The following is a 25,403-nucleotide window of genomic DNA, read 5'->3' on the forward strand; positions in this document are numbered from 1 at the left end:
GCACCCCGATCGGGATCGGCACTTCTGTTCGGACGATCCTCAGCCGGTCGCCCGCGAGCCCGCCCCCAGACACGAGGGCTGACTGAGGCAACAAAGCCGCCGTGTACCATTCGGGCAGTTGGCCGAGGAGGTACTGATGATGTCGCGCTGGTTGGGCCTTGTCCTGGTTTTGGCGCTCGTTGGCTGTTCGGGCGACGACAGCGGATCGGCCGCGGGACCATCCGACGGCAGCGACGTGACCACGGCACCGGCCGCCGATCAGCCCTCGGACGCCGACGCCGACCCCGCCAGCGACAGCGGCGATGGACCCGGTGAGTGGGGCGCCGACCTCACGGGGGCCGAGGTGTGCGCGGCCGGCGACGCCGCAGCGATAGAGGCGATCGTCGGGACCGCGCTGGCTGAGGCTGGTCCGCTCGACACCGGTGGTGTCGCCACTTGCGTGCTCGACTTCGACGGGGAGAACGCGATCTCCACGAACTCGGTCAATGTCGTCGCCTGGCCGGCGTCGACCTGGGACGGACGCTCGCCCGCCGATGCCTACGACTATCGATACGACATCAACGTCGGCCCCGGTGGCATCGAGGTCGAAGAGGTCGAGGTCGGAGCGCGGGCCCACCTCATGGTCGGCGCCAACGGCGCATGGGTGACGGTGCTGACCGGCGACCGTGTGTTCGAGGTGAAGAGCTCGACCGTCGACCCGTCCCGGTTACGCGAGCTCGCCGGCGTGTTCGCGACGAGGCTGTAGGTGGGGATGAGCGACGGTCACATCGGGCCGTCATCACGCGACGGCTTGGCCGATACTGCGTGGCAGCAGGTCGCCGTCAAGCACGGCCGGTGGACGACGAAGTCGGCCCCACAGATCGCCGCCGGCGAACAATGCCGCTTCCGACAACAACCCGCTCCGTGCCGTGGTGCTTGGTGAGCCCACGCGGTGTCGGCACTTCTCGCGCTGCCGGGGTGCCCGCCCAGCTCACCTGTCCCTGTCAGCCCCAAGGAGCATTGCGTCAGAACGGCTGTCCGTGGTGACCGATGAAGAAACGCACTTGTGACCAGGGCAAGGACGGTGATTCTTCGTCCTCCAAGCTCGACCGGCTGTGGAACCTCGCTCCCTGGACTGCTGGTGTACACACCGCCCAATATGTGCCGTTCCGGAGCGGCCAGCCTGCAGCCGTCGAACCGGCTCGACTGGACCCGGCCCACGATCGCGCCTACAACCGCGATCGGCCGAGGAAGCACGACGGTTGGATGAGATGGCCACCAATGCAGCGATACGACAGCAGGCCTTCATCGAAGAACTGCCCGTGGTCTTGCGACTTGCCCTCGTCGCTGCGGTGGCGGGGGTTGCGAATCGGTGGCCGGGGGCGGTGGCATCGACCATCCTCGTGACCGTGTTGGCGCTGTGGCCCATGTCGATCGTCGCCCCTCGACGGTGGCGCGACGAGATTTCCGTGGAGCGCTATATGGCACTGTCTCGCTGGCACTTCGGCGGTATTGCACTCATCGTTGTCGCGGCCTTCGGCAACTCTCGAGGTGATGATTTCCCCACAGCGGCCTTGGTCGCTCTTGGCGCTGTCCTAATCACTGCGTCCGTTGCTCTTGCAACGCGATTACGAGTGGCACGACCAACGCTCGCCGTGGGTGTCAGTGCATCCGTGTGGGGTATAGCAGCGGCACTCTCCGAGCTCCCAGACACCCTCGGTGTGACGTTTCTTGCCTTCACCCTGCACGGCGCCACGGCGGCTGTCGTCGGAATCGGGTTGCTTCGATCTGAGTGATGTTCGCAGGCGGTTGGTGACGAACGGCAGCCTCCGTATCCCTCGCGGATTACCGACGTGCTGCGAGTGACAACCCGGCATATCCAGCAGTATGGAGCTGCCTCCAACGGTTCATCGAACCGTCCGAGATCGTGGATTCTCCGTTCCGAGGATCATGGCATCGCCGAAGCTGAGGAAGCGGTAGTCCTCGCGCAGCGCCTCGGCGTAGAGGTCGCGCCAGCGGGGGCCCACGAACGCATCGACGAGGCAGAGCAGGGTCGAGCGCGGCAGGTGGAAGTTGGTCATCAGCGCGTCGACCACCGACCACTCGTAGGGGCGGCGGATGAAGATGCGGCTTCGACCCTCGGCCTCACCGGTGGTCCCCCAGGTCTCGAGGGCCCGGACGCTGGTGGTGCCGACGGCGACAACCCGCCGAGCCTCGGCGATCTTGGCGATGGTTGCGGACGGCACCGAATACCACTCGCTGTGCATGACGTGGTCGTCGAGCCGGTCGACCTGCACGGGGCGGAACGTGTCGAGACCGACGGCCAGTTCCACGGTGGCGATGTCGACCCCACGCTCGCGCAGCCGGGCGAGCACGGTGTCGGTCAGGTGAAGCCCGGCCGTTGGCGCGGCGGCCGACAGGGGCCGATCGGCGAAGACGGTCTGGTAGCGCTCCGGATCGTCGATCTGTTTCTCGATGTAGGGCGGCAGCGGCGGGAGGCCGACCTCGCCGAGCACGTCGAGCAGCGGCCGGTCGCCGGCGTCGGGGCGCACCACCCGGCGCCCTTCACCGAGGTCGTCGCCCACCCCGACCGCGAGCCCCTCCGTGGTCAGAAGCGTCCCCGCGGGGACCTTCTTCGACGGTCGGACCAGCGCTTCCCATGTGCCGTCGTCGCGAGCCTCCAGCAGCAGCACCTCCGCGGCGCCACCGGTCGGTCGGCGGAGCGGAATTCGCGCCGGGAGCACGCGGGTGTCGTTGACCACGAGCAGGTCGCCCGGTTCCAGGATGTCGGGCAGGTCGACGACGCGGCGGTGCTCGATCGAGTCGCCACGGTCGACAAGCAGCCGCGCCTGGTCGCGCTCGGCCAACGGCGTCTGCGCGATCGACGACGGCGGGAGCTCGTAGTCGATGTCGTCGAGTGTCTCGGGTGGGCCGTCCACGACGGAGAGGGTACGGCGCCCCACCGTTGACGGGGGGCCGGTCAGTCGTCGGTGTCGAACAGACCGGGTGCCGGCGGGTGCCCGGACGGAGGCGGCATCATGCCGAGATGCTCGTAGGCCGCAGGCGTGGCCACGCGCCCTCGCGGGGTGCGCATGAGCAGCCCCTGCTGGATCAGGTACGGCTCGTAGACGTCTTCGACCGTCTCGGTCGGTTCGCTCACACTGATCGCAAGGGTGGACAGGCCGACCGGGCCCCCGCCGAACCGGCGACAGATCGCATCGAGCACGGCCCGGCTGGCCTTGTCGAGACCGAGCACGTCGACACCGAAGAACTGCAGACCATCGGCAGCGACGCCGGCATCGATGTGCCCGTCGCGCTCCACCTCGGCATAGTCGCGGACCTGGCGCAGGAGACGGTTGGCGATTCGAGGTGTGCCCCGCGAGCGGCGGGCGATCTCCCAGGCACCGTCGGTGTCGATGTCGACATCGAGGATCCGCGCCGCCCGCATGACGATCGACTGGAGATCGTCGACGTCGTAGTAGTCGAGCCTCGCCACGAGCCCGAACCGGTCACGCAGCGGACCGGTGATCAGACCGGTGCGGGTCGTGGCACCGACGAGCGTGAACTTCGAGAGATCGAGTGGAATCGAACGGGCGGCCGGGCCCTTGCCGAGCACGATGTCGATACGGAAGTCCTCCATCGCCGGATAGAGCACCTCCTCGACCGGACGGGGCAGGCGATGGATCTCGTCGATGAAGAGCACATCGCCCTCCTCGAGTTTGGAGAGGATCGACGCGAGGTCGCCGGCCCGTTCGAGCGCAGGGCCCGACGTGACCTGCAGATGGGTTCCCATCTCGGCCGCGATGATGTTGGCGAGGGTGGTCTTACCGAGGCCCGGCGGACCGGCGAACAGCAGATGGTCGGCCGGGTCGCGGCGCTTGGCCGCCGCCCCGAGCATCACGCCGAGGTGGCCCTTCAGCTCGGCCTGACCGACGAACTCGCTGAGCGTCCGCGGCCGCAGACCCGGCTCATCGATGATCTCCACGTCGGTTTCGGCCGGCGACATGAGGCCGTCGCCCAGCAGCTCCTCGCGCACCTCAGACCCCCGAGGCCAGACGGCGCAGGGCTTCCTTCAGCAGATCGCCGGTGTCGCCGTCGGCCGGAAGACCCGAGAGCACGCCGTGGATCTCGTCGGGGGCGTAGCCGAGACCTTCGAGCGCCGCACGAAGATCAGCGCGAGCGCCGCCACTCGAGACCGAGGTGCCGTCGTCGCGGATCGTGATCACCGGACCGTCGGGCAGATCGAGCTTCGACTTCAGTTCCATGATGAGACGGGCGGCGGTCTTCTTGCCGACACCGGGCACGAGACAGAGGGCGGCGATGTCGTCTTCGGCCACCGCCACACGCAAGGCGTCGGGCCCGTGCACCGACAGGATCGCCATGCCCAGCGCCGGCCCGACCCCGTGGGCACTGATGAGCGACTCGAAGATGCGACGCTCGTCGACGGTGGCGAAGCCGTAGAGCGTCTCGCTGTCCTCGCGCACCGCATGGTGGGTGTGGACGAACACCTCGCGATCGATCTCGCCGATCATGACTGCCGTCGAGGGGGTGACCTGCACGCGATAGCCGACACCGCCCACCTCGATGAGCAGCTCGGCATCGAAGCCCCGGTCGAGGAGCGTTCCCCTGAGCGATCCGATCATCCTCTTCCTCCTGCGACAGTTCTCGATGATCGCGCGGGAATCCGCGCGAGGTGGCACAAGGCGACGGCCACCGCGTCGGCGGCATCGGCCGGGGCCAGCATCTTCGGCAGGTCGAGCAGGGTCTGCACCATGCGTCCGACCTCGTTCTTGTCGGCCCCGCCCCAGCCGGCGACCGATTCCTTCACCTCGTTGGGCGAGTACTCGATCACGTCGCAACCGACGCTCGCGGCCTCCGCCATGACGATGCCACTGACCATGCCGACCGACATGGCCGTCGACACGTTGTGTTGGAACAACACGCGCTCGATAGCGACGGCCTGGGGACGGAACTCGCCGATGAGCGCACGGATCTCGGCCTGCATCTCGGCGAGCCGGAGCGGCCGATCGGTCGCCGGATCGGTGCGGATCACCCCGGCCGCGACGGCGCGGGGCTTGCGACCGGCCTGTTCGACACAGCCGTAGCCACACCGGGACAGGCCCGGATCGATTCCCAGTACGAACACATGTACGACCCTAGTCAACTTCTGTGCTGTGTCACGGCACCCGCGACATGGCAGCCTGACAACCGTGTCGACCCGCCGCCGCATCCTCCTCTCGACACTGGCTGCCCTCGTGGTGCTCGGCGGGTTGCTCACCGAACGATGGTTCGTCCACCCTCACAAGGACGAGCCGGGCACCGCCGACGCGATCTTCGTGCTCGGCGGCGGCGGTGACCGGGTCGGGTACGCCCTCGACCTCGCACGCGACGGCGTGGCGACCGAGGTCGTGTTCGCGTCGCCGTTCGTCGCCTCGGAGAACGTCTGGGCGGCCCGCCCGTGCAACAGGGTGCGCCCACCTCGCTTCTCCGACGAGGTGACGTTCACCTGCTACGAGCCCGATCCGGCCACGACCCGGGGCGAGGCCCGCCTGCTCCGGGACCTTGCGGCCGAACGGGGTTGGGAGACGGTCGTGGTCGTCGCGAGCACCGATCAGATCACCAGAGCCCGGCGCTTGATCGCACGGTGCTGGGACGGCGAGGTGCGGGTGACCGGACCCGACCACGACGATCCCTGGCCGATACGGGCGCTCTACGAATGGGGCGCCGGCATCAAGGCGACGCTGCTGCGGGGCTGCTGACCCCTACAGCGCGGCGCGCAGGTGCCGATATGGGCTAGGTGAGTTCGCACCCCGCCCCGCCCGCGGTGTCGCTACGCGGCATCCACAAGTCGTTCAACGACTCCCCCGCCCTGGTCGATCTCGACGTGGTCGCCCCCGACGGGCAGATCACCGTCCTCCTCGGTCCCAACGGTGCCGGCAAGACCACCGCGATCCGGATCGTGACCGGTGCCATGTCGCCCGAGCGCGGCACGGTCCGCACGCTCGGACTCGACCCTGACGTCGACGGAGAAGACGTGCGCCATGCGTGCGGCGTCGTCTCGGCCAAGCCCGCGCTGTACGACCGCCTGAGCGGCACCGACAACCTCCGCTATGCAGCACAGCTCCATGGTGTCGACAAGCGCATCATCGACGATCGCATCCGGGCCGCCGCCGGACGTTTCGGCATCGAGCACGCGCTCCACTCGCAGGTCGGGGGCTACTCCACCGGCATGAAGACGCGCCTCGCCCTGGCCCGCTCGGTCCTGCACGAACCGCAACTCCTGCTCTTCGACGAGCCGACATCGGGCCTCGACCCCGAGTCGGCCCAGGCCGTGCTGCAGTTGATCCGCGACATGACGAGCGACGGCCACACCGTCGTCATGTGCACACACCATCTCGTCGAGGCCGAGGGCCTCGCCGACCATGTCGCGGTCCTCGACAACGGCACCGATCTCGTGTCGGGTCGACCCGACGACCTCATCAAGGGCTTCTGGCCCGACGACTCGGTCGAGATCGCGGTCGAGGGAAACCCGTCGCTCGAGGACCTGACCGTGCTCGGCGGAGTCCTGCGGGTCGAGCCGAGCAAGCGCGGCACCCGCGTCATCCTCGAGAACCCGGACGTCACCCCCGACGTGGTCGACGCGCTCGTCCGAGCCGGCCACCGCATCCGCATGGTCAACCCCCACGACCCGACGCTCGAGGAGCTCTACTTCGCCGTGCGACGGTCGGCTCGCGAACTCGGTGAAGCCACGACTCAGGAGGTCATGTCATGAGCGGCTCCTCGATGAACTGGTCGCGAACCTTCACCGTTGCCCGCACCGACGTGAAGCAGCTGGTGCTGGCCAAGGACTTCTGGATGCCGATGGGCATCCTCGGCAGCATCTTCTTCGTCATCGTCCCGCTGGTCCTGCTGTTCAGCATCACCTCGCTCGGCGATGTCGAGGCGGTGCAGAACATCGCCAACACCCTCGAGGTCCTCCCCCAGAAGGCACAGGATCAGATCCTCGGCGACACCCCGCAGGGCCGCACCAGCTATGCCCTCGCCGTGTTCCTGTTCGCCCCGATGGCCGTGGTCGTGCCCCTCACGATCTCGACCGCCGTCGGCGCCGCCACCCTGGTCGGTGAACGCGAGCGCGGCACCGGCGAGTTCCTCGCCCACTCCCCCGCCGGGACCAAGGAGATCTATCTCGGCAAGCTCATGGCCAGCCTGCTCCCCGGCTACTTCACGACGATGGTCGGCTTCACCGCCTACTCCCTCATCGTGAACCTGATCGTCGGCCCCGAGGTCGGCGGCTGGTTCTTCCCCACCACCCAGTGGTGGCTGCTCATGGTCTGGGTTCTCCCCGGCTTCCTGCTGATCGGCCTGTCGCTCGTCCTTCGCCTCTCGGGTCGGGTGAAGTCGACGGCAGCCGCTCAGCAGGCGTCGGGGCTCATCACGCTGCCGCTGATCGCCGTCTCCTACGCCCAGGCGTCGGGTGCGATCTACGGAACGCCGATGACGACGATCATCATCGGCGCCATCGCGTGGACGATCGGCATCACATCGACCTGGCGTGGCATGGGCGCGGTGAAGCGCCAGCGCCTGTTGGGCGTCGCCGACGGCGTCTGATCGAAGTGACGCAACCCCGACTCACTCGCGCGCGAGTTGCGTCCTGCCGGCCTGCTCGTGATCGACGTCCTGATCCTGCACCATGTCGACCACCACACGCCGGAGCGTCCCCGTGAACACGTTGGGCGCCGCATAGTCGCCGACGGGGCTCGATCGGTCGAGGCCGATGTCGAGCCCCGAGAACGAGATCATGGTGAAGAACGTGTCGCTCGTGGTCATGGAGCCGACATCGGTGCCGTCGATCTCGAGCGTGCCGGTGCCGACGCCGTCGACCCGGTCCATACGGAACCCGAGTTCGCAACGGCCGACGGGAACCGGCCGGTCGGAACGGACAACCTGATGGGACCCGCCGATGTTGAGGTCGTGGACCAGGTGCCCACCGTCGAGGTACAGCGAGTATCCGCTCGTCGCGTCACCGTGGGCGACGAGGACCCCGTCGGCACCGGTCTCGGGGATCTCCACCTCGGCGACGATGCGATAGCTGCGGCTCCGCAGATCCGGCGCGACGTCGGTCGGCAGATGACCCATCCCGGCCCAGAACTCGTAGTGCACCCGGTCGCCGTGCACCCGCGCCGCGTTCTCCGCGAACCGCTCGCCGAACCGGTCGTCGAGGGGCAACACCTGGTGGTGCTCGGCCTCGACCCACCATCGTTCGATCATCTCGGCCAGGCGGGCGGGCTGCGCGGCGGCGAGGTCGTGGACCTCGTTGAAGTCCGTGCGGAGGTCGTAGAGCTCCCAGACGTCGTCGTCGAGCGGCGTGCCGGGTGCGTGATACGCGACCGCCTTCCAACCGTCGATCCAGATACCGCGATGACTGAACATCTCGAAGTACTGGACGCGCTTGCCGGTTTCGGCTTCGGGGTCGGCGAACGTCGACAGGAAGCTCGTGCCCTCGATCGGCTGCTGCGGGGTGCCGTTGACCTCGGCGGGTGGTTCGATCTCCAGGAGTTCGAGCAGCGTCGGGACGATGTCGCTCGCATGGGCGAACTGGTGGCGGAGCCCGCCGGCATCGCCGATGCCATCCGGCCAGGAGACGACGAGCGGGTCGCGGACACCGCCGCCGTGGGTGTTCTGCTTGTAGCGCTTGAGCGGCGTGTTCGCGACCATTGCCCAACCCCACGGGAAGTTCGAGTGCGTGTCGGGCCCGCCAATGTCGTCGAGCCGGGCGAGTTTCGCGTCGGTCGACTCGTGGATCAGGTTGTAGGGACCCATCGCGTTGACGAATCCCTTCGGCCCACCCTCCTGCGATGCGCCGTTGTCGCTCAGCACCATCACCAGCGTGTTGTCGAGACGACCCGTCCGCTCGAGGAAGTCGATCAGCCGCGCGAGTTGCCGATCGGTGTGGTCGAGCATCGCGGCGTAGGCAGCCTGCAACCGCTGGGCGACGCGCCGCTCGTCGGCGGGCAGGTCCTCCCAGGGCTTCACCCCCGGATTCCGCTCCGGCAACCGCGTTCCCTCGGGAACGATCCCCATGTCGGCCATGCGGCGGAGGCGACGATCTCGGGCGACGTCCCACCCCTGTGCGAACTGCTCGTCGTAATGGTCGATCAGCTCCTTCGGTGCTTGATGGGGCGCGTGGCAGGCGCCCGGCGCGACATAGGTGAACCATGGCGTGTCGGGCGCGCCGGCCTCGTGCTCGGCGATCATGCGAATGGCCTCGTCGACGAGGTCGGCGGTGAGGTGATAGCCGTCCTCATAGGTTCCGGGCGGCGCGACATGGGTGTTGTCTCGCACCAGTTCGGGCGCGTACTGGTCCGTCTCCGCGTCGAGGAATCCGTAGAACCGGTCGAAACCGCGGGCGAGCGGCCAACCGTCGGTCGGGCCGGTCGGGCCGGTCTCGTAGAGCGGCGTGACGTGCCATTTTCCGGCCATGTACGTGCGATAGCCGTGGGCCCGCAGCATCTCGGCGATCGTGCCGGCAGACTTCGCGATCTTGCCCCGGTAGCCGGGGAACCCGCTGTCGAAGTTGGCCAGACAACCGACGCCCACGCTGTGGTGATTCCGACCGGTCAGCAGCGCCGCACGGGTCGTCGAACACATCGCCGTCGTGTGGAAGCCCGTGTAGCGCAGGCCCCGCGCCGCGAGTCGGTCGATCGTGGGCGTGGCCGCGTCACCGCCATAGCAACCGAAGTCGGAGAACCCGACATCGTCGAGCAGGATCATCAAGATGTCGGGCGCGCCCTCACGCGGCCGGGGCGGGTCGGGCCAATGTGGTGTGGACTCGGCGACGGTGCGGCCGATGAAGGCGTTCATGTGACGAGCATGGCCGATTGGCGGCGGTCCTGTCGCTCCCGAGTCGTGTGGTCACGACGCGCCCGGCCGGCGGGCCGGGCATGCTGAGGACCGGACGACACCGAGGAGCTGCCGATGATCGACTCACCCGAGACGTGCGCGCAGTGCGGCTTCGACTCGACGGAGTGGAACCTCCTCGACACGCGCCGCACGATCGGTCTGGCGGCTCCGCTGTTCGATCTCTGGACGGAGAGGATGTCCCCCGAGGCGGTGAACCAGCGCCCCGCTTCCGACACGTGGTCGGCGCTGGAGTACGCCGACCACACCCGCGAGACCCTGTTCGGCGTGCGCGTCCTGTGTGAGGTCGCGATCGAGTCGCCGGGCACCGACCTCGGCGAGGGCATCGATCCCGCAGCAGCCGGCCCCGCCCGGCGACTCGACCGCGAGTCGGTGTTCGCCGCGCTCGACGCCGAGGCGACCACCTTCGCGTCACGGCTCGCCGAACTCGACGACGAGCAGTGGCATCGGTGCGCGGTCATCGGCGGCGAGACCCGCAGCGTCGCGTGGGCGGCCCGCCACGCAGTCCACGATCTCTGGCACCACCTCGTCGACATCGCCGATGGGCGCGTCGCCACCGGCGACGCCACGCCCACCGACGCGGGGACGGTCGTGCAGGTCAACGCGTCGGGCGGCGGAGTGCCGAAGGCGCCGGTCGAGGTCGGCCGCATCGGCCGCCGGGGGATCGACGGCGATGTGCAACGCGCCCGCCTGCACCACGGTCGTCCGTGGCAGGCGCTGTGCCTGTGGTCGGCCGACGTCATCGACGAGTTGCGAGCGGAGGGACATCCGATCACGGCCGGCGCGGCCGGGGAGAACCTCACCCTCCGCGGGCTCGACTGGAACGCGCTACGGGCCGGGTCGGTTCTCGAGATCGGGGCGGCCCGCTGCCGGCTGAGCGCGGCGGCGGTGCCGTGTGGGAAGAACGCGCGATGGTTCACCGACGGCGACTTCGAGCGAATCCTCCACGACCGCCACCCCGGGTCCAGTCGCTGGTACGCCGCAGTGCTGGCGCCGGGTGAGGTCCGCGCCGGCGACGAGGTCCGAGTGGTCGCCTGACGAGCGACGAGAGTGCGGCCGTAGCGGGTGTCTGACACCGCTGTGGCGGGTCAATCGGCCTGGGCGGCTTCCATCACGTCGTCGGGGGCATCCATGTTGCCGTGGACGTCCTGCACGTCGTCGAGGTCGTCGAGGAGATCCATCAGATTGATGAGCTTCTTCACGTCGCTCACATCGGTCATCTCGACTGTCGACGTGGGCAGCATGACGAGATCGGCCGACTCGACCGGCACCCCTGCTTCGTCGAGCGCGTCGCGCACCGAGTTGAGGTCGGTCGGCTGCGAGGTCACCCGCCACATGTCGCCCTCGTCGACGATGTCCTCCGCTCCGGCGTCGAGCGCCACCAGCATCACGTCGTCCTCGTCGACGGAGCGGGGCACGAGCACCACTCCCTTACGTTCGAACTGCCAGGCAACGGCCCCGGGCTCGGCCAGCGAGCCGCCGTTCTTCGACAGCGTCGAACGGATGTCGCCCGAGGTGCGGTTGCGATTGTCGGTCAGGCACTCGATCAGCAGCGCCACACCGCCGGGCGCGTAGCCCTCGTAGGTGACGGTCTCGTAGTTGACGCCCTCGAGCTCGCCGGTGCCGCGCTTGACGGCCCGCTCGATCGTGTCGAGCGGCACGCTGTTGTCGCGGGCCTTTTGGAACATGGTCCGCAGTGTCGGGTTCGACTCGACGTCGCCGCCGCCGGTACGGGCTGCCACCTCGACCTGCTTGATCAACTTGGCGAAGAGCTTGCCGCGTTTCGCGTCGGCGGCGCCCTTCTTGTGCTTGATCGTTGCCCACTTGGAATGACCACTCATGGCAGTGAATGTAGCCGTGGGTCAGCGAACCCGGCGGAACGTGTTCACGTAGTCGATCTGCAACTGCGGGTGCCACGCCCATGCGGCGAAGGTCGCTGTGTCGGTCCCACCGAGCCGCTCCGCCACCCGGGGCGTCATGGCCTGGAATGCCGCTTCGGGGTCGTCGGTGTGCATCTCGTAGAGGTGCAGGAACCGGGGACCGTCGGCCGCCACGTTCACGTAGGGCGTGATCATGCGGAACCCGGGCACCGCCGCTTCGGCGATGTGGCGGATGTGGACGAAGTCTCCCCAGTCGCGCAGCTCCTGGGCCCGGTCGGGGTCCTTCGGGCTGATCAGTACCAGCTGGAGCCCGTTGGTCGGTTCATCGGTCAGCGACCCCTGACCTGGACGCGGCGTGCGCGCGAACGTGAGGGTGTTGCGGCTGGCGGGAACCGCGCCGGCATCGGCGGGAGGATCCTCGACCACCACCAGCGTGTCGAACTCCGGCAGCGTCCGCGGTAGGTCAACGCGATCGCGGTGCGCGTTGGCGAAGACGACGCCGGCGTCGACCGGCACGGCCTCGGGCGGCCGGGTCCACATCTCGAGCCGGAGTGTGCCGGGCTGGCGTCCTTCCATGGACGCAGCCTGTCAGACCGCGAAGCTGTCGAGCCACCACCGGTGGATCCGGTCGTCGCCGGACAGTTCAGGATGGAACGCCGCGACGAGGACGTTGCCCTGACGACAGAGCACGGGATCGCCGTCGACGGTCGCCAGCACCTCGACCGCCTCGCCCGCCCGCTGGACCAGCGGCGCGCGGATGAACACGGCATGGAACGGGCGGTCGAACCCCACCACGTCGAGGTCGGATTCGAACGACTCGATCTGGCGGCCATAACCGTTGCGGGTCACCGAGATGTCGACCGCGCCGAGGGCGTGCTGGTCGTCGCGGCCGTCGCTGATGTCGGCGGCGAGGAGGATCATTCCCGCGCACGTGCCGAACGCGGGCATCCCGTTCGCCAGTCGCTCGCGGAGCGGCTCGAGCATCCCCGATCGCTCCAGCAGCATCGACATCGTCGTCGACTCGCCACCGGGGATCACGAGCGCGTCGACACCGGCGAGCTGCGCAGCAGTGCGAACCTCGATGGGGGTCGCACCCAGCGATTCGAGGATCGCCGCGTGGGCCGCGAAGGCGCCCTGCAGGGCCAGAACGCCGATGGTCGGGGCTACCAACCCCGCTCGGCCAGCTTCGTCTCGAGCGACGCGATCTCGAGGCCCTTCATGGCATCGCCGAGACCGGTGGAGACCTTCACGAGGATCTCGGGATCACGGTAGTGGGTGGCCGCCTCGACGATCGCGGCGGCCATCTTCTCGGGCTCGTCGCTCTTGAAGATGCCCGACCCGACGAACACGGCCTGCGCGCCCAACTGCATGACCAGCGACGCATCGGCCGGCGTGGCGATGCCGCCGGCGCAGAACATCGGCACCGGGAGCTCGCCGGTCTCGGCGATCTCCTGCACGAGGGGAAGCGGGGCCTGGAGTTGCTTGGCCCAGTCGAACAACTCGGCGTTGTCGGCCTGGGTGATCTTGCGGATGTCGCCCATGATCGAACGGAGATGACGGACCGCTTCGACGACGTTGCCGGTGCCGGCCTCACCCTTGGAGCGGATCATGCAGGCACCCTCGCTGATACGCCGCAGCGCCTCACCGAGGTTGGTGGCGCCACACACGAACGGCACGGTGAACGCCCACTTGTCGATGTGGTGCGCCTCGTCGGCCGGGGTCAAGACCTCGGACTCGTCGATGTAGTCGACGCCGAGCGCCTGGAGGATCTGTGCCTCGGCGAAGTGGCCGATGCGGGCCTTGGCCATCACCGGGATCGACACGGCGGCCTGAATGCCCTGGATCATCTCGGGGTCCGACATGCGAGACACACCGCCGTCGCGACGGATGTCGGACGGCACCCGCTCGAGCGCCATGACGGCCGTCGCTCCGGCGTCTTCGGCGATCCTCGCCTGTTCGGGATTGACGACGTCCATGATGACGCCGCCCTTCAGCATCTCGGCCAGGCCTCGCTTGACCAGGGGCGTGCCGGTGGTGCGACCGGTGGTGTCAGACATGGCGACCATGCTATCCGTCGGCTTCGAGGGCCAGCGCAGCGATTTCGGGGGCCACGACGAACTCGTAGGATCCCGCAGGAACGAGCGTCATCCAGGTCTGCCCCGGATCGAGACGCAGCGGGTCGCCCGCTGCGTCGAAGAACTGATAGGCCGAGGTGCTCGATTCACGGGACCAGGTCCCCTCGTAGCGCGTTCCGCCGATCAGCAGGTTGAGCGTGCCGGCGCCGACGGTCTTCGCATCAACGGAGCCGGGAGCAAACGTGCTGGGCGTGTACTCGACCTCCAGCACGACGATGTTGTCGAACACGAACGGGGTCCCGTCGAGGGTGGTGTGCACGTCGCCGTTCTGGACACGGACGTAGCCGCGGGTCTCGTCCCACACGAACGACACCGTGTCGGCGCCCTTCACCGTCACCCCGTCGACATCGACGCCGGCCGAGCGATCACCGCTCGTGGCTTCCCGATACTCGAACAGCGGCAGGGCGACACCGGCACCGTCGCGGTACTTCTCCTCGATCTCGACGAGGTTGGAGAACAGATTGTCGGGCCGGGAGAAGGCGTTGTCGCGGACAAGGTCGACATTGGTGCCACGATCGACGACGAGGGTGACCAGACCGTCGTTCTCGAGGCTGCGGAGCTGACCCGTGACCGACGGATTGGCGCCGGAGTAGACGAGGATCGGCGTCCCGAGGTTGGCGAGCAGATCGAGATCGCTGGTGCGACCTGACCGGATGGGGCCGACCGACTCCGGCAGGATGCTGTGGAACACCGCAGCGAAGCGGGTCGCGTTCGCCTCGATGCGTTCTTCGATCACGACGTCGGCCTGATCGATCCCCTGCCAGTTGTCCTGGACGCTCATGTTGTTGGAGATCTTCACGACGATCGCCGCCCGATCGAGCAGTGGTGAGTCCGCGTCGATGTGCTCACCGGTCAACGGCGCGAACGGCCCGGAGGGCAGCGTCGACGTCGTCGTGGTGCTGGTGGTCGTGGTGCTGCTCGTCGTCGACGACGCAACGACATCGACGGCACCGTCGTCACCGCCGCCGAGCACGACGAGCGTGCCCAGGACGATGATCAGCGCGACAAGGATTCCACCGGCAACCAGAAGGTTGCGCTGGTTGAGTTGCATTTAGAGCTCCCGAAGGGTGTCGATACGTTCGCCCAGCGCTGGTTGCATCACACCGGCGACACCGTGTGGTCCAACCAACCACAGGTGACGTGAAGCGGGCCGATCCGGCACGCCGTCCGATGCCGCAGCCTTCTCGAACACCGCGGCCAGCGCCGGGGGGTAGCGAGTCAGCTGCACTCCGTCGATGTCGACTCGGGCGAGCCGACGATCATCCAGAACTCTGTTGCGCACCCGCTCGGCGAACGGCCCGTAGAGCGGGGCCACCGCGGCGAGCACGGTCGCGGCGTGGACGCCCGAACCGAACTGCACGAGCTGGCGGGCGACGACCGCTTCGAGCTCGAGTCGATCGAGTTGGCGCAGCGCGCCGGTGGTGAGCACGAGCCGGGTGTCGCCGGCGTTGCCGGCCACGGCCGCATCCGGCGCCCTCGACTCGACCACGTAGAGCTTGGGTTCGCTGATGCCGTGGCTGGCACACACGCTCTCGACGAGGCTCTCCAGGCGAGGCTCGGCTCCCTCGGGGAGCAGCGTCGCGCCGAGCGACCGCAACGCGGCATCGGGAGCCCGACGGTCGAGGTAGACCATGAGCGCGAAGGCGGCGGCGAGACCGAAGACCAGGCCGATGATCCAGCCGAGCGAACCGGGCGCGAGCAGGCCGACGAGCAGTGTCGTGAACAAGAACACGACGATCGCAGGGGCGATCAGCAGGAGGCGCGGCGCGATGGTGGGCACAGGGGCTCAGCTTCGGTTCAGAACTCGACCGTGACGTTGCCGCGCGACTCGTCGTCGGCCTCGAAGTACTCGCGCTCGGTGAAGCGCAGCGGCCCGGCCAGCACCACGGCCGGGAACGTCTGGATCGCAGTGTTGTACTTCAGCACGCTGTCGTTGTAGTGCTGGCGGGCGAAGGCGATCCGCCCCTCGGTGGAGGTCAGCTCCTCCTGCAGCTCGAGGAAGTTCTGGTTGGCCTTGAGATCGGGGTAGGCCTCGCTCACCGCGAACAGCTGGCGCAGGGCGCCGGTGAGCATGTTCTCGCTCGCCGCCTGCTCCTGGGGCCCGGTGGCGGAGGTGGCCGCGTTGCGGGCGGCGATGACGGCCTCGAGCGTCTCGCGCTCGTGCGACGCGTAGCCCTTGACGGTCTCGACGAGGTTGGGGATCAGGTCCCAGCGCCGCTTGAGCTGGACGTCGATCTGGGCCCACGCGTTCTCGATGCGGTTCCGCAGCTTGACGAGGTTGTTGTAGAGGGCGATCACGAAGATCACCAGGATCACGACGATGGCGAGGACGATCAGGAGAGCGATCATCCGGCCAGCGTATCGCCCGCCGTCACCGACGTTGCGTAGCCCGGTCCAGCAGCCGCTGATAGCGGTCGAGGTAGAAGTCGGCCAGGGCGGCCATCGAGAACTCCTCGGCCCGTTCCCGGCCCGACGCCACGAGCGCGGCGCGTGCCGTGTCGTCGCGCAGCACGTCGCCCAGCGCCGCGGCCAGGGCCGCGACGTCGCCCGGAGCGAAGAGCCGCGCGTCGCGCCCCTGGCGCGCCGCGTTGGCGTAGCCCGGGATGTCGGAGGCGACGACCGGGGTCCCGGCCGCCATCCCCTCGAGCAGCACCACGCCGAACGACTCACCGTGCAACGACGGGGCGCAGAACACGTCGGCCCCCTTCATGCGGGCGATCTTCTCGCCCTCGCTGATGGTGCCGAGCCACTCGAGTCGGGGATCTCCCGCGAAGGCGGACCGCAGCGATGCCGTCTGGGGGCCGTCGCCGGCGATCCAGATCCGCACCTCGGGCGGCAGCGAGGCCGCGGCGTCGAGGAGCACCCGGAGACCCTTGCGTTCCTCGTGACGACCGACGAACAGGATCGTCGGCGACTCGGTCGCGAACGCCGGGCTCTCGTCGTAGCGCCGCAGCTCGACCGCATTGAACGTGAGCTCGTACTCGCCGCCCAGGCTGTCGCGGGCCATGCGCCGTGCGTCCTCCGACACGGCCACCCGGTCGTCGAGGCGACCGGCCAGATACCGGACCACGTTGGGCATGAGCTCGTACGACAACGATCGTCCCGCCATGTGGAAGGTGCCGAGCAGCGGCGCGGGTTTGGTGAGCAGCGCGGTGGTCGTGGGCCCCGGGGCCAGCGGCTCGTGGAGATGGACGACGTCGAACGCTTCGTCGCGCATGGCCCGGATGGTGCGGAGCTGGGCCGACGGGTCGGGAGCGACAGGGGCGACCGAGCCGTTCGCCGCGGTGGGCAGGCTCAGCCCGAGTGGGGTCACCCCGGCGTCGGGCGGCGGTCCGTCGCACGGCGCCAGGACCCGACAGGCGTGGCCCTTGCGCCGCAACGCGCGGGCCAGGCCGAGCACCTGGGTCTGCACGCCGCCCGGCACCGTCAGGCTGTAGGGGCAGATCATCCCGATCCGCATCAGCCCGTCTCCTCGAGCAGGGCGCGGAAGTGCTCCGGCATCGGTCGACCGAGCGCCGCGTAGTCGCTCGGCCAGTTCGGTTGGAGCATGTGCCACTGCTCCGGAGCGGCCGAGATCAGCGATTCGAACGCGGTGGCGAGGTCCTGGGTGACCCGGGCGATGTCGTCGCGCAGCCGGCCCCGCCGCGCCGTGTCGAGGGCGGGCATCACATGACCCCAGCGGGATCCCTCGCGCCAGTAGACCGCGGTGGGCAGCAGGGGTGAACCGGTGCGCAGGGCCAGCGTGGCCGGTCCGGCCGGCAGGGTGGTCCGTTCACCGAAGAACTCCACCGGTACGCCGTTGCCCTGGAGGTCGCGATCGGCGAGTAGGCAGAGGACCTCGCCGTTGTTGAGGGCCTTCAGGCTCGCCCGGCCCGCCTCGGGGCCGAGCGGGACGATCTTCATCCCCAGCGACTCGCGGAACCCGACGAACCAGTCGAACAGCTCCGGCGGGTCGAGGGGTTCGACGATCGCGGTGACGTCGTACCCGGGCACCAACGCGAGCCAGAACGCGGCCCACTCCCAGGTGCCCAGATGGGGCAACGCCAGGATCGGACCCTGCCCCGAGGCGCACGCGGCCTCGATCTGGCCGAACCCCTCGTAGCCGAACTCTCGGTCGATCTGCGGCGCCGAGAGCTCGGGAAGGCGGAAGCTCTCGTGGTAGTAGCGGGCGTACCACTCGAACACCTCGGCGACCCGGCGCCGCTCCTCGACCGGTCCGAGCTCACGGCCGAGCACCCGCGAGAGGTGGCGCGCCACGATCCGCCGTCGCTCGGGCGACGCGGCGGCGCCCACGCCGACGAGACGCGACACGCCGATCCCGGCCGCGCCGGGAAGGCGCCGGGCCAGGAACGACCCCGCCCGGTAGGCGGAGGCGGACGGCACGCCGTCAGCCGCTCTCAGCCGTCGCGCAGCGCCCGACGCTCGCGCATGCGCTGCCGCCACACCGGCTCGGCCGTCGATCGGCGGACCCGGGGCTGGCGACGCTGGCGACGCTGCGGCCGCGGCCGGTCCTCGGAGGCCTGGCGCCAGACCTTGACGAAGCGCTGGACGGCGGTGATCGCGGTGAGCACCAGCATGACCCACAGGATCGGGATCAGGAACTCGGCGAACAGCAGGGCGATGGCGAGCACGATGATGCGCTCGGCCCGCTCCATGATCCCGCCCTTGGCGTCGTAGCCGAGCGACTCGGCCTTGGCCCGCTGGTACGAGATGAACATGGCGAGTCCCATGATCGCGACCGGCAGCATCATGATGCGGCCCGGTTCGTTGCTCGCGAGGTACCAGGCGACGCCGCCGAAGAGCAGGCCGTCGGTCAACCGGTCGGAGACGGAGTCGAAGAAGGCGCCGCGCTGCGAGCCGGTGCCGGAGGCCCGGGCCACGGCCCCGTCGAGGGCGTCGGGGATGCCGGTGAGCAGGAGGAAAAGGAACCCGACCCGGGTCCACCCGGCCCCGATGGTGAAGGCGGCCACCGACGCCATGACGATGCCGATCACGGTGATCACGTCGGCCGTGATCCCGGTGCGACGCAGGCTGTGACCGATCGGCGTCAGGCCCTTGTCGACCGTCGTGCGCCAGTTTCCGTCGAACATGTGAACTCCTCGAGGACAGCTCAAGGGTAGCAGCGGCGCGATCGGCCACCGCGGCGCGCCGGCGACGCAAAGACCGGGCGCAACCCCACTACGTGGGCAGAGGCGTTCCCACCGTGTCGACCCACTCAACACGGTGGGAACTAGATCGGTGTGATCTCGCGTCTCAAGCAGAGCGATCGCTTCGTTCGACGGAGAACGGCTGTCACGATGTCACGAACGATCCGTAGGGTCGGAGTTTTGTGCCCCGAGGGTCAACCGATCGCGGTCCCCGTTTGTCTATAGGGGTGTGAGCACCACTACGCCCGCTCTGACGACAGGTCTGTCGATGTCTGAATCCACGCTCCCGTCAGTCGCGTCGCTCGAGCTCGCATCGCTCCACAGCACCTCATATGAGCAGCTGACTGCGGCCGCGCAGGCGTTGGTCAACAACCGATCCGAGGCAGAGGAGATCGTCCAGGAGGCGTTCGCCCGCTGCCTCGACGCATGGACCCGGCGAGGCGTGCCGGCGTCGCCGGCGGCGTATCTCCATCGGAGCGTGGTGAACGTTGGACGCAACCGGGTCCGTCGGCGGGTGGTCTTTCGCCGTTTGAACCTCCACCCGGCCCTCCACCCACCGACGGAACTCCCCACGATCGAATCGGAGCAGCCGCTGCTCGACGCATTGTCGCAATTGCCTGGCCGCCAGCGAGAGTGTCTGGTGCTCCGATTCGTGTTGGACCTCCCCGTGGCCGAGGTCGCCGAGATTCTCGGCATCGGCGAAGGCGCGGTGAAGGCACACACGCACCGGGGCCTACGGGCCCTCGAGAACATGCAGGAGGCGGAATGATGGGTATCGAGGAGCAGCTCCGAGGGCTCGCGGGTGCGTCGCAGCGACCGAGCTGGGACCAGATCGAAGAACGGGCGGCGGAGCTCCGGAAGCGACGCCACCGTGTGCGCGGTGGCGTCGCCGTCGCCGCAGCGGCCGCCATTGCTGGCGTCCTGGCAATGCTGCATGGGGGTCCGTCGGGCACCAGTGTTGAAGGTCCGGCTGCGTCTGCCGTCCCCGCGCAGGAGTCGCCAACAACCACGCTCACATCGGAAGACATCGCTTCGCGGACCTGCGAGTCGGATCCGGCGTCGGCGCCATCGGCCAATCCGTCGCCCGAGATCGGGGAGCTGTACGAGGAGATCGACTCATCCGGCCTGGCCGAGATTCCTTTCCCACCTGACTGCGCAGTCCGAGCGTTCGTCGATGCGAACGCCTTCACGGTGACGGCCGGGCAGCCGCACGGCGACCTTCCGGTCTACGACGCTGAGGGCAATCAGATTGGGGTTCTGGTGTACGGGCTCCCGGCAATGACTGTCGAGGAGTACGAGCAAGACCCTGAAGGACATCGCCAGGCAGGCATAGCTCGTGTCGAAGAACTTGAGTCGCTGTCCACAGATTCGGGCTCAGATGACTAGGACCTGATCCGCCACATCTTGCCTGTTCAGAGGCCATACGCTTGATAAGTTGTGAGGCCTTTCGTTGGCGCGCATTTAGGCTAATCAATTCTCCACGGCCCACCTCTATTTGATCACTTGACGCGCGACCATCGTGGCTGCTTCGTTGTGAACTGGGTCGGATATTCGGGTCCGAAGTCCGAAGTAACAGGAAAGCGGAGGAGAAGTGATGTTGAGAAGACTGGCGATGGCAGCCGCCATCGTTGCGGCGGTGGCGTTGATAGGGCAGTCAACGGCGCTCGCGAACCACGTTGTCAACGCGGGGCCTTGGGTGCGCGCCTCGAAGGGCAGCTACACCATGTGCGGAACCAACCAGCTGAGCCCCGACAACGCGTTCGGAACACATGCCTTCGGGCTGAGCATCACGACGACGTACACCTCGGCGTCCTGCGGTGGAACCATCACGAGCGGGGCCAGCGTCAGAGCGCGCGGTCAAGTCCTGTGGAACAACTCGGGGTGGACGGCTTGTGGCGCAGTCGCCAACACCGGCTACGTCTCGACAGGCACGACGTCGGTGAACTCGTTCAACACGTTGGGCTGTGGTGCCGGCGAGTACGCGAACTCCACGCAGCACGGCGGGTGGATCACGGGTACCGAGTATCCGGCGACCCACTGGCCCCTCGTTGCATCGCACACGGGCTACTGAGCAGAAGGGGAGAACGAGATGAAGCTGAATCGATTCACAATCGGAATCACGACCATCGCTGTGACGGTGGCGTTGGGTGTGGCGGCCGCGAGTGCCGGGAGCGGCGGGGCTGACCCAGGCCCTGACCAGATGGTGGATGCCGAGCTCGAAGCCTTCTGGGCGGAAGTTGAGGCCACCGGGCTTATCCCAATCGGCCAGAACGCGGATGGCACCGGGCCGCACGGTTGGGTCCGCTACGACGACTTCGTCGTTGTCGATGGGGAGCCACACGCCGACCTGGAGGTGTACGACGTCGCCGGGGCCCACATAGGGTGGGTCGTGTACGGGCTGGCGCCCCTGACCATCGCCGAGTACGAAGCCGACCCTGAGGGGCTACGCCTCGCTGGGCTGGAGCGGATCGCCGAGTTCGAGGCGGCTGCAGCAGCGGCGGCCGGCTAGGCGGGCAGGGCGGTCCAGTCCTCGGGGTTCTCCTCGACGAAGTGGTCGATGACCTCGCCGTCGACACCGTCGACGAGCACCAGACCCCGCTTCTCGGGGGTCGGCTCGTTCGAGTAGAGCAGGATCCGCCAGGTCGGGCGGCTGCGGTAGCCCCGCCAGCCCAGCTGGGCCGACGCGTGACCGACGGGGAACCCGACTTCGCGGGTCGCCGCCTGCAGCGCGTGCTCCTCGTCGAAGGACAGGTCCCAGCCGCCCTGGAGGTGGTAGAGCCCGACGACGATCAGCACGATCCCCGCGACGGTCACGCCCCGGTTGAGCAGCACGGCGTCGTTTCCGGCCATCGAGCGGGCCACGATGCAACCGATGCCGATCAGGACGTAGAGGACCCCGGGGATGCGCCGCCGGCTGTTGTTGGGGAAGAGGTAGGGCGTGGCGATCGCGGTGGTGTCGAGGTCGGCCGGGAGCGCGTCGCGCACCTCCTCGGGCGGAACCGTTTCCGGCGGGTCGTCGTCCTCGGGCTGCACGGCGATCAGGCTACGGGCCAGGCGTCGCGGACGCGCAGCCAGGCGTCGGCCAGGGTCTCGGGGAGCACCCGGGCGTCGGCCACGGCGGTCATGAAGTTGGTGTCGCCCTCCCAGCGGGGCAGCACGTGCACGTGGAGGTGGTCGGGGAATCCGGCCCCGGCCCCGCGGCCGAGGTTGGCCCCGATGTTCATCCCGTCGGGGGCGTAGGCCGCGGTGATCGCCGCCGCCGCGAGCCGCACGCCCTCCCAGAGCTCGGCATGCTCCTCGGCGGTGAGGTCGGACAAGAGGGGCACTCCCCGCCGGGGCAGGACCATGACGTGACCCGAGGTGTAGGGATAGCGGTTGAGCAGGGCGAACGAGTGCTCGCCGCGCCAGACGACGAGCGTCTCGTCGTCGGGACGACCGCTGTGCAGGATCGCCTCGAACAGGGTCGACCCGTCGGGCACCTCGAACGCCGGACCGTCGTCGCCGGAGCGGACGTAGGGCATCCGCCAGCCGGCCCGGAGGTGCTCGACCATCAGACCTTCTTCGCGACCTCGTCGCCGAGCCGGGCGATGAAGTCGTCGACGGTGACGTCGCGCTCCGGGCGCTCCTCACCCCGTCGGTTGACCCCGACGGTGCCGGCGGCCATGTCGTCGTCGCCGACGACGAGCACGTACGGGAGCTTCTCGACCTTGCCGTTGCGGACTCGCTTGCCGAGGGGATCGACCGCGCCGACCACGTCGGTGCGGAATCCGGCGGCCCGCAGCCGGGCGGCGACGTCGTGGGCGTAGTCGTCGTGGACCTCTGCCACCGGCAGGATGCGCACCTGGACCGGGGCCAGCCAGGCGGGGAACGCCCCGGCGTAGTGCTCGATGAGCACCCCGAAGAACCGCTCCACCGATCCGAACAACGCCCGATGGATCATCACCGGTTGCCGCCGCGACCCGTCGGCGGCGATGTATTCCAGACCGAAGCGCTCGGGCAGGGTGAAGTCGAGCTGGATGGTCGAGAGCTGCCACGACCGACCGATGGCGTCCTTCACGTCGACGTCGATCTTGGGCCCGTAGAAGGCGCCACCGCCCTCGTCGACCACGTACTCGAGGCCGTGGTCGTCGAGCGCCCGCCGCAGGCCGTCGGTGGCCTGGTCCCACAGCTCGTCGTCGCCCACCGACTTCTCGAGCGGGCGGGTGGAGAGCTTCGCCTGGAAGTCGTCGAACCCGAACGCCCGCAGCACGCTCAGCACGAAGTCGAGCAGCGACGACAGCTCGGTGTCGATGTCGTCGCGGGTGCAGAAGATGTGGCTGTCGTCCTGGGTGAAGCCGCGGCTGCGCATGAGACCGTGGATCGCGCCCGACAGCTCGTAGCGGTAGACGGCCCCGAGCTCGAACAACCGCAACGGCAGGTCGCGATAGCTGCGCTGGCTCGACCGGTAGACCATCACGTGGAACGGACAGTTCATCGGCTTCGGGTAGTAGGTGGCCCCGTCCATCTCCATGGGCGGGTACATGCCGTCGGCGTAGAAGTCGAGATGACCGGAGGTCTCCCACAACACCGACTTCGCGATGTGGGGCGAGACGACGAACTCGTAGCCGCCGTGCTCGTGACGCTCACGGGAGTAGTCCTCCATGAGCTTGCGGATCTTGGCACCCTTCGGATGCCACACGGCGAGGCCGGGCCCGAGCTCCTCGGGCCAACTGACCAGGTCGAGCTCCTGGGCCAGACGACGGTGGTCCCGCTTCTCCGCTTCGGCCAGCATCTGGAGGTGACCGGCGAGGGCCTTCCGGGAGTCCCAGGCGGTGCCGTAGATACGTTGCAGCATCGGACGCGAGACGTCGCCTCGCCAGTAGGCACCGGCCACGGACCGGAGGGTGAAGTGGGGCAGGCGCCCGGTGCTCGGCACGTGGGGGCCGGTGCACATGTCGCGGAAGGTGCCGGGCGCGTCGATGTCGCCGTTGGCGTAATAGCTGATGGTGTCGCCGCTGATCTCACCGGCGTCCTCGGTGGACGCGGCACCGCCGCGGACGCGTTCGATGATCTCGGCCTTGAACGGCTCGTCGGCGAAGAACTCGGTCGCCTCGTCGATCCCGAGCTCGTGGCGGACGAAGGGCTGGTCGGCCTCGATGATCTCGCGCATCCGCGCCTCGATCCGCTCGAGGTCGTCGTCGGAGACCGTCTGGCCGTCGGGCAGCTCGATGTCGTAGTAGAAGCCGTGCTCGATCGGCGGACCGATGGCCAGCTGGGTGCCCGGGTACAGGTCGAGGATCGCCTGGGCCAGGACGTGGGCGGTCGAGTGACGGATGGTGTGGAGGCCCCGCGCCGAGGCCGGGGTGACGATCTCGACGACCGCGCCGTCGGTGAGCTCGATGTCGAGGTCGCGTTCCGTGCCGTCGACGACGGCGATCAGTGCATCGGCGGCGAGACGGGGCCCGATGTCGGCCGCGAGATCCGCGGCGGTGGCCCCCTCGGGGAGTTCGCGGCTCGATCCATCGGGCAGGCTGACGGAGATGACGGACATACGGGGGGAAGGCTACCGGTCGGCCCGAGGGCCTCGACCGAATTACGCCGAGGCGGCCCGCAGCACGTCGGCCGACGAACGACGCTCCGGCATCGCCGGCCCCGGGTCGGCCGGGGCGGCGCCCGCGGTGCCCGTCGCCTTGGTCGCGTAGGTGTTCACGTAGTCCTGACCGGTGAGGGTCCGGATCTCGAACATCAGCTCGTCGGTGATCTGGCGCAGCCGCATCCGGGTGTCGGCCACCTCGGACGACGCGGCCGGCCGGATCGGCCGCCCGAACCGGACCTCCACTGGACGGAACGGCTTCGGGAACCGGGCGTCCGGTGGCTGGATCGTGCGGGTGCCGAGGATGCCCACCGGCACGATCGGGGCGCCGGTGCGCAGCGACAGGCGGGCGGCGCCGGTGTGGCCCTTGTGCAGGAAGCCGTCGCGGGCCCGGGTTCCCTCGGGGTAGATCCCGAACAGCTCGCCGTCGTCGAGGAGGCGGGCCGCGGTCTCGAGGGCCCGGTCGGCGGCATCGCCGCCGCTGCGGTCGATCGGGATCATGCCGAGCGCGGGGAACAGCCGCCGGGTCTTCCAGTCGTCGAGGTACTCGGCCTTGCCGACGAAGGTGATGCGACGGGGCAGCACCGCGGGGAGGAAGAACGAGTCGATGACGGACGTGTGGTTCGGCGCCAGGATCGCCGGCCCCGAGGTCGGGATGTTGTCGAGGCCGATCGCCCGCATGCGCCAGCACGACGCGAAGACCGGACGCAGCGCCGTCAGTGCGACCTTCTGGAGCGATCCGTGCTCACGGGAGTTCGGGGAGACCATCCAC

The 25,403-nt window shown here is 68.7% G+C and carries 29 protein-coding genes; 10 read left to right on the top strand and 19 right to left on the bottom strand.

Annotated elements, in window-relative coordinates; genetic code table 11:
* Positions 1–235 precede the first annotated feature (235 nt).
* Together R2707_06725 and R2707_06730 are read left to right on the top strand one after the other, a co-directional pair.
* Positions 236–745 carry a hypothetical protein gene (locus R2707_06725; GenBank protein MEZ5244770.1) on the top strand — a complete coding sequence of 170 codons (510 nt, stop codon included), beginning with the start codon at positions 236–238 and terminating at the stop codon, positions 743–745.
* A 496-nt stretch (positions 746–1,241) separates the two neighbouring features.
* Entirely contained in the window at positions 1,242–1,775 is a 534-nt protein-coding gene (locus tag R2707_06730) for a hypothetical protein (protein MEZ5244771.1), read from the top strand.
* A gap of 111 nt (positions 1,776–1,886) precedes the next feature.
* On the opposite strand, the gene queA is transcribed toward R2707_06730, so the two are convergent.
* The 4 genes from queA to ruvC are packed head-to-tail and all read right to left on the bottom strand — an operon-like array spanning position 1,887 to position 5,125.
* Positions 1,887–2,918 carry a tRNA preQ1(34) S-adenosylmethionine ribosyltransferase-isomerase QueA gene (gene queA, locus R2707_06735; protein MEZ5244772.1) on the bottom strand — a complete coding sequence of 344 codons (1,032 nt, stop codon included), beginning with the start codon at positions 2,916–2,918 and terminating at the stop codon, positions 1,887–1,889.
* Positions 2,919–2,959: 41 nt separating this feature from the next.
* Positions 2,960–4,015, bottom strand: coding sequence for a Holliday junction branch migration DNA helicase RuvB (ruvB, locus tag R2707_06740; protein MEZ5244773.1), 1,056 nt, complete (start codon positions 4,013–4,015; stop codon positions 2,960–2,962).
* 1 nt (position 4,016) lies between these two features.
* Positions 4,017–4,622: a Holliday junction branch migration protein RuvA gene (gene ruvA / locus R2707_06745; protein MEZ5244774.1), complete on the bottom strand. Its 606-nt coding sequence runs from the start codon at positions 4,620–4,622 to the stop codon at positions 4,017–4,019.
* Positions 4,619–5,125 (bottom strand): crossover junction endodeoxyribonuclease RuvC, encoded by a 507-nt coding sequence (gene ruvC, locus R2707_06750; GenBank protein MEZ5244775.1) that lies wholly within the window; start codon positions 5,123–5,125, stop codon positions 4,619–4,621. Before ruvC ends, ruvA begins: the two co-directional genes overlap by 4 nt.
* A gap of 64 nt (positions 5,126–5,189) precedes the next feature.
* Here ruvC and R2707_06755 point away from each other — a divergent pair, with 64 nt between their 5' ends.
* From R2707_06755 to R2707_06765, 3 genes are read left to right on the top strand one after another with little or no spacing between them, the layout of a single operon-like run.
* Positions 5,190–5,738 carry an ElyC/SanA/YdcF family protein gene (locus tag R2707_06755; GenBank protein ID MEZ5244776.1) on the top strand — a complete coding sequence of 183 codons (549 nt, stop codon included), beginning with the start codon at positions 5,190–5,192 and terminating at the stop codon, positions 5,736–5,738.
* 38 nt (positions 5,739–5,776) lie between these two features.
* Positions 5,777–6,751: an ABC transporter ATP-binding protein gene (locus R2707_06760; GenBank protein ID MEZ5244777.1), complete on the top strand. Its 975-nt coding sequence runs from the start codon at positions 5,777–5,779 to the stop codon at positions 6,749–6,751.
* Positions 6,748–7,587, top strand: coding sequence for an ABC transporter permease subunit (locus tag R2707_06765; GenBank protein ID MEZ5244778.1), 840 nt, complete (start codon positions 6,748–6,750; stop codon positions 7,585–7,587). Before R2707_06760 ends, R2707_06765 begins: the two co-directional genes overlap by 4 nt.
* A 21-nt stretch (positions 7,588–7,608) precedes the next feature.
* On the opposite strand, the gene R2707_06770 is transcribed toward R2707_06765, so the two are convergent.
* The gene (locus tag R2707_06770; GenBank protein ID MEZ5244779.1) at positions 7,609–9,840 is read right to left on the bottom strand and encodes an arylsulfatase; all 2,232 of its coding nucleotides are present in this window, start codon (positions 9,838–9,840) and stop codon (positions 7,609–7,611) included.
* A gap of 114 nt (positions 9,841–9,954) precedes the next feature.
* On the opposite strand from R2707_06770, the gene R2707_06775 reads away from it, so the two are divergent.
* Positions 9,955–10,935 carry an MOSC domain-containing protein gene (locus tag R2707_06775; protein MEZ5244780.1) on the top strand — a complete coding sequence of 327 codons (981 nt, stop codon included), beginning with the start codon at positions 9,955–9,957 and terminating at the stop codon, positions 10,933–10,935.
* Positions 10,936–10,985: 50 nt separating this feature from the next.
* Here the strand turns inward: R2707_06775 and R2707_06780 are convergent, their stop codons facing one another.
* From R2707_06780 to R2707_06825, 10 genes are read right to left on the bottom strand one after another with little or no spacing between them, the layout of a single operon-like run.
* On the bottom strand, positions 10,986–11,738 hold the full coding sequence (locus R2707_06780) for a YebC/PmpR family DNA-binding transcriptional regulator (GenBank protein ID MEZ5244781.1): 753 nt from the start codon (positions 11,736–11,738) through the stop codon (positions 10,986–10,988).
* 21 nt (positions 11,739–11,759) lie between these two features.
* Positions 11,760–12,353, bottom strand: coding sequence for a hypothetical protein (locus tag R2707_06785; protein ID MEZ5244782.1), 594 nt, complete (start codon positions 12,351–12,353; stop codon positions 11,760–11,762).
* 12 nt (positions 12,354–12,365) lie between these two features.
* Positions 12,366–12,947, bottom strand: coding sequence for a pyridoxal 5'-phosphate synthase glutaminase subunit PdxT (gene pdxT / locus R2707_06790; protein MEZ5244783.1), 582 nt, complete (start codon positions 12,945–12,947; stop codon positions 12,366–12,368).
* Positions 12,941–13,834: a pyridoxal 5'-phosphate synthase lyase subunit PdxS gene (gene pdxS / locus R2707_06795; GenBank protein MEZ5244784.1), complete on the bottom strand. Its 894-nt coding sequence runs from the start codon at positions 13,832–13,834 to the stop codon at positions 12,941–12,943. Before pdxS ends, pdxT begins: the two co-directional genes overlap by 7 nt.
* Positions 13,835–13,844: 10 nt before the next feature.
* A complete protein-coding gene (locus tag R2707_06800) occupies positions 13,845–14,963 on the bottom strand; it encodes a DUF3048 domain-containing protein (GenBank protein MEZ5244785.1) in 1,119 nt (372 codons plus the stop codon).
* A complete protein-coding gene (locus tag R2707_06805) occupies positions 14,964–15,692 on the bottom strand; it encodes a M48 family metalloprotease (GenBank protein ID MEZ5244786.1) in 729 nt (242 codons plus the stop codon).
* Positions 15,693–15,709: 17 nt separating this feature from the next.
* On the bottom strand, positions 15,710–16,261 hold the full coding sequence (locus R2707_06810; GenBank protein ID MEZ5244787.1) for a LemA family protein: 552 nt from the start codon (positions 16,259–16,261) through the stop codon (positions 15,710–15,712).
* 22 nt (positions 16,262–16,283) lie between these two features.
* Entirely contained in the window at positions 16,284–17,372 is a 1,089-nt protein-coding gene (locus tag R2707_06815; GenBank protein MEZ5244788.1) for a glycosyltransferase family 4 protein, read from the bottom strand.
* On the bottom strand, positions 17,372–18,295 hold the full coding sequence (locus R2707_06820) for a phosphatidylinositol mannoside acyltransferase (protein ID MEZ5244789.1): 924 nt from the start codon (positions 18,293–18,295) through the stop codon (positions 17,372–17,374). The genes R2707_06815 and R2707_06820 overlap by 1 nt, the downstream gene beginning before the upstream one ends.
* A 14-nt stretch (positions 18,296–18,309) precedes the next feature.
* On the bottom strand, positions 18,310–19,002 hold the full coding sequence (locus R2707_06825) for a CDP-alcohol phosphatidyltransferase family protein (GenBank protein ID MEZ5244790.1): 693 nt from the start codon (positions 19,000–19,002) through the stop codon (positions 18,310–18,312).
* 325 nt (positions 19,003–19,327) lie between these two features.
* Here R2707_06825 and R2707_06830 point away from each other — a divergent pair, with 325 nt between their 5' ends.
* From R2707_06830 to R2707_06845, 4 genes are all read left to right on the top strand, one after another.
* Positions 19,328–19,828: a sigma-70 family RNA polymerase sigma factor gene (locus tag R2707_06830; protein MEZ5244791.1), complete on the top strand. Its 501-nt coding sequence runs from the start codon at positions 19,328–19,330 to the stop codon at positions 19,826–19,828.
* Complete coding sequence (locus tag R2707_06835) at positions 19,828–20,445, top strand: hypothetical protein (GenBank protein MEZ5244792.1); 618 nt, start codon at positions 19,828–19,830, stop codon at positions 20,443–20,445. The genes R2707_06830 and R2707_06835 overlap by 1 nt, the downstream gene beginning before the upstream one ends.
* Before the next feature lie 310 nt (positions 20,446–20,755).
* Entirely contained in the window at positions 20,756–21,130 is a 375-nt protein-coding gene (locus R2707_06840; protein MEZ5244793.1) for a hypothetical protein, read from the top strand.
* An 18-nt stretch (positions 21,131–21,148) separates the two neighbouring features.
* The gene (locus tag R2707_06845; GenBank protein MEZ5244794.1) at positions 21,149–21,568 is read left to right on the top strand and encodes a hypothetical protein; all 420 of its coding nucleotides are present in this window, start codon (positions 21,149–21,151) and stop codon (positions 21,566–21,568) included.
* Here R2707_06845 and R2707_06850 read toward each other — a convergent pair.
* Genes R2707_06850 through R2707_06865 form a run of 4 tightly spaced genes read right to left on the bottom strand, consistent with a single transcriptional unit; the run spans position 21,565 to position 25,399 of the window.
* On the bottom strand, positions 21,565–22,092 hold the full coding sequence (locus R2707_06850) for a hypothetical protein (protein MEZ5244795.1): 528 nt from the start codon (positions 22,090–22,092) through the stop codon (positions 21,565–21,567). The two genes, R2707_06845 and R2707_06850, sit on opposite strands and share 4 nt — an antisense overlap.
* Before the next feature lie 5 nt (positions 22,093–22,097).
* Positions 22,098–22,610: an HIT domain-containing protein gene (locus tag R2707_06855; GenBank protein ID MEZ5244796.1), complete on the bottom strand. Its 513-nt coding sequence runs from the start codon at positions 22,608–22,610 to the stop codon at positions 22,098–22,100.
* Positions 22,610–24,589 (bottom strand): threonine--tRNA ligase, encoded by a 1,980-nt coding sequence (gene thrS, locus R2707_06860; protein ID MEZ5244797.1) that lies wholly within the window; start codon positions 24,587–24,589, stop codon positions 22,610–22,612. Before thrS ends, R2707_06855 begins: the two co-directional genes overlap by 1 nt.
* A gap of 42 nt (positions 24,590–24,631) precedes the next feature.
* Positions 24,632–25,399, bottom strand: coding sequence for a lysophospholipid acyltransferase family protein (locus tag R2707_06865; protein MEZ5244798.1), 768 nt, complete (start codon positions 25,397–25,399; stop codon positions 24,632–24,634).
* Positions 25,400–25,403: the final 4 nt, after the last annotated feature.

It is taken from the genome of Acidimicrobiales bacterium, from assembly GCA_041394245.1.
In the GTDB taxonomy this organism is placed as follows: domain Bacteria; phylum Actinomycetota; class Acidimicrobiia; order Acidimicrobiales; family Aldehydirespiratoraceae; genus JAJRXC01.